Origin of the sequence: Gluconacetobacter sp. (genome assembly GCF_047721585.1) — a bacterium.
GTDB classification, from domain to species: domain Bacteria; phylum Pseudomonadota; class Alphaproteobacteria; order Acetobacterales; family Acetobacteraceae; genus Gluconacetobacter; species Gluconacetobacter dulcium.
The window spans coordinates 1-2,556 of record NZ_JBDNXE010000240.1; the positions used below are offsets into that span (position 1 = coordinate 1).

3 protein-coding genes are annotated in these 2,556 nt (G+C 63.1%); all 3 read left to right on the plus strand.

All coding sequences use genetic code 11. The annotated features are described in order from the left end of the window. Positions 1-59 precede the first annotated feature (59 nt). Positions 60-548 (plus strand): IS66-like element accessory protein TnpA, encoded by a 489-nt coding sequence (gene tnpA, locus ABF821_RS20765; protein WP_061276868.1) that lies wholly within the window; start codon positions 60-62, stop codon positions 546-548. Next, the gene (gene tnpB / locus ABF821_RS20770; protein ID WP_019092242.1) at positions 545-892 is read left to right on the plus strand and encodes an IS66 family insertion sequence element accessory protein TnpB; all 348 of its coding nucleotides are present in this window, start codon (positions 545-547) and stop codon (positions 890-892) included. Before tnpA ends, tnpB begins: the two co-directional genes overlap by 4 nt. A 65-nt stretch (positions 893-957) precedes the next feature. After that, positions 958-2,526, plus strand: a complete 1,569-nt coding sequence (tnpC, locus tag ABF821_RS20775; protein WP_075594768.1) for an IS66 family transposase — start codon at positions 958-960, stop codon at positions 2,524-2,526. Positions 2,527-2,556 lie beyond the last annotated feature (30 nt).

Here is a 2,556-nt window from a genome sequence, read left to right on the forward strand (position 1 = left end):
GTAAGCTCCCGGCGACTGACGCCTTGCTGAATACTTCTGGCCTGGTTCAGCTATGAAGCATGAACGATTTAAGAGATAGGGACGCGGTACTACCTGCGAGTGTCGCAGGTAGTACCGCAGAGAGGCTCCAAAGGAGCGGTAGAGAGACCGATGAGCGGGACAGGCTGGCGGACGCCTCGCGGATCGAGATCGTTTCGGATCGCCGCCGCTGGCACGCCCCTGAATTTCGCGCGCGAGTGGTCATCGCGTCCTACGAGAGCCGACGCCCCATAAGGGAGGTGGCTGCACAGTATGGGATCCATCCCAGTCTGGTGTTTCGCTGGCGGCGAGAGGCTCGGGCCAAAGCGCAGGCCAAAGGCGGGACATCGTTCATACCTGTCATGGTAGCCCCGGCCCCCGAGCCGCAGCCATCGGAGCGTCGGAGAGAACAGGGAACGCTGTCCGGCCAAGCCGTCAGCCTGGTCTTTCCGGACGGTGTGCGGCTGGAGTTCGACGCAGGGCTGTCCGCTGATCGTCTGCGTGAGATTGTGGGCGCACTACGATCATGATCCCGCTTCCTTCCACGCTGAGGATATGGCTGGCGGCCGGTGTAACCGATATGCGCCTGGGGATGCCCGGGCTGGCGTTGAAGGTCCAGGAAGCACTGGGTCGTGACCCTTTCGCGGGTGACGTCTATGCCTTCAGGGGCCGACGCGGCGACCTGGTGAAACTGATCTGGCACGATGGGATCGGCCTTTCCTTATATGCGAAGCGGATCGAGCGCGGGCATTTCTTGTGGCCTTCGGCAAAGGACGGAGCGATCCATCTCTCCCCGTCACAATTGACTTGTCTGCTGGAGGGTGTGGACTGGCGCAATCCGCAGAAAACATGGAGACCTGAACTGGCGGGATAATAAAAACCGCGCCAGGTCAGCATATACTGGTACCCTTTTGAGCGCCCATGTGATCAACTGCCTTCATGACGGGAGACACGGACGACATCATCGCCTTGCGCGCGGCACTTGCCGCTGCCGAGGCGCGTGCCGAGGTCGCGGAAGCCCGTGCGGCCAGCGCCGAAGCGCAGATTGCCCATCTCAAACATCTTATCGCGCGGATGCGCCAGGACCGTTTCGGCGCCTCGTCGGAGCGGGGGCGCCGCCTGCTGGCCCAGCTCGAACTCGAATTGGAAGAGCTGGAGACGACACTCGCCGAGGACGCGCCCGAAAATGCGGCGGATCCCGCCGTCCGTGCGACAGCACCCAGGAGCAACCGGGGGCGCCAGCCCCTGCGTGCCGATCTGCCGCGCGAGCGGGTCGTCATCCCCGCACCGACACAGTGTCCGTGCTGTGGCAGCGATCGTCTGAGCAAACTGGGGGAGAGCGTCACCGAGACGCTGGAGGTGATCCCGCGCCAGTTCAAGGTCATACAGACGGTGCGGGAGAAGTTCACCTGCCGGGACTGCGAGAGCATCACCCAGCCACCCGCCCCCTTCCATCCGATCGCGCGCGGACGCGCCGGCCCATGGCTGCTGTCGACCATCCTGTGCGACAAGTTCCTGCAGCATCTGCCGCTGAACCGCCAGAGCGATGCCTTTGCCCGCGAAGGGATCGATCTCGACACATCAACGCTGGCCGACTGGGTGGGAGCCTGCACCGCGACGCTGGCCCCCCTGACTACGCTGATCCGGGCGCATGTGCTGGCGGCACAACGCCTGCACGCGGACGACACCACCGTGCCGGTTCTGGCGAAAGGCCGGACAGTCACCGGACGATTGTGGAATTATGTGCGTGATGATGGTCCATTTGGTGGGCCAGCACCGCCAGCCGTCTGGTTCCGGTATTCCCGGGACCGCAAGGGCGAACATCCCACGGACCATCTCACCGGCTGGACCGGCATTCTGCAGTCAGACGCCTATGCGGGTTATAATACTCTGGCGAAACCGGGACGCCAACCCGCGCCGGTTGTCTCCGCCGGATGCTGGGCGCATGGACGCAGGGGACTGTTCAAAATCGCCGAGAGGGACAAGGCGCCCCTCGCCATAGAGGCAGTAGGCAGGATCGACGCCATATTCCAAGCCGAGCGCACCATCAACGGTACGCCCCCAGAACATCGGCTGGCAGTCCGTCAAACAGACATAGCCCCTCTGGTCGACGATCTGTTCGACTGGATGCGGGAGTGTTGCCGGCGCATGTCGACAAAAAATCCCGTTGCCCACGCCATGAACTATTTTCTCAGACGTGCCGATACATTCACACGATTCCTCACTGACGGCCGGATCTGCCTCTCAAACAATGCAGCAGAACGCGCCCTGCGCGGCATCGCCCTGGGCAGGAAAGCCTGGTTGTTCGCCGGGTCCGATCGTGGCGGAGAGCGCGCCGCCGCCATGTATTCCCTGATCGTCACCGCGCGCCTGAACGATGTCGATCCCCATGCATGGCTCGCTGATGTCCTGGCACGGATCAATGACATCCCCAATCCACGCCTCCATGAACTCCTGCCCTGGCACTGGAAAGCCCACCAGCAGGTCCACAATACCATCGCCGCCTGAATACGCCCGCGTCTCCCGCCGGATGCTTAC

What these genes read in the sequence shown, in the direction of transcription:
- tnpB (WP_019092242.1), top strand. Translation starts at nt 545, where the DNA reads ATGATCCCGCTTCCTTCCACGCTGAGGATATGGCTGGCGGCCGGTGTA.
- tnpA (WP_061276868.1), top strand. Translation starts at nt 60, where the DNA reads ATGAACGATTTAAGAGATAGGGACGCGGTACTACCTGCGAGTGTCGCA.
- tnpC (WP_075594768.1), top strand. Translation starts at nt 958, where the DNA reads ATGACGGGAGACACGGACGACATCATCGCCTTGCGCGCGGCACTTGCC.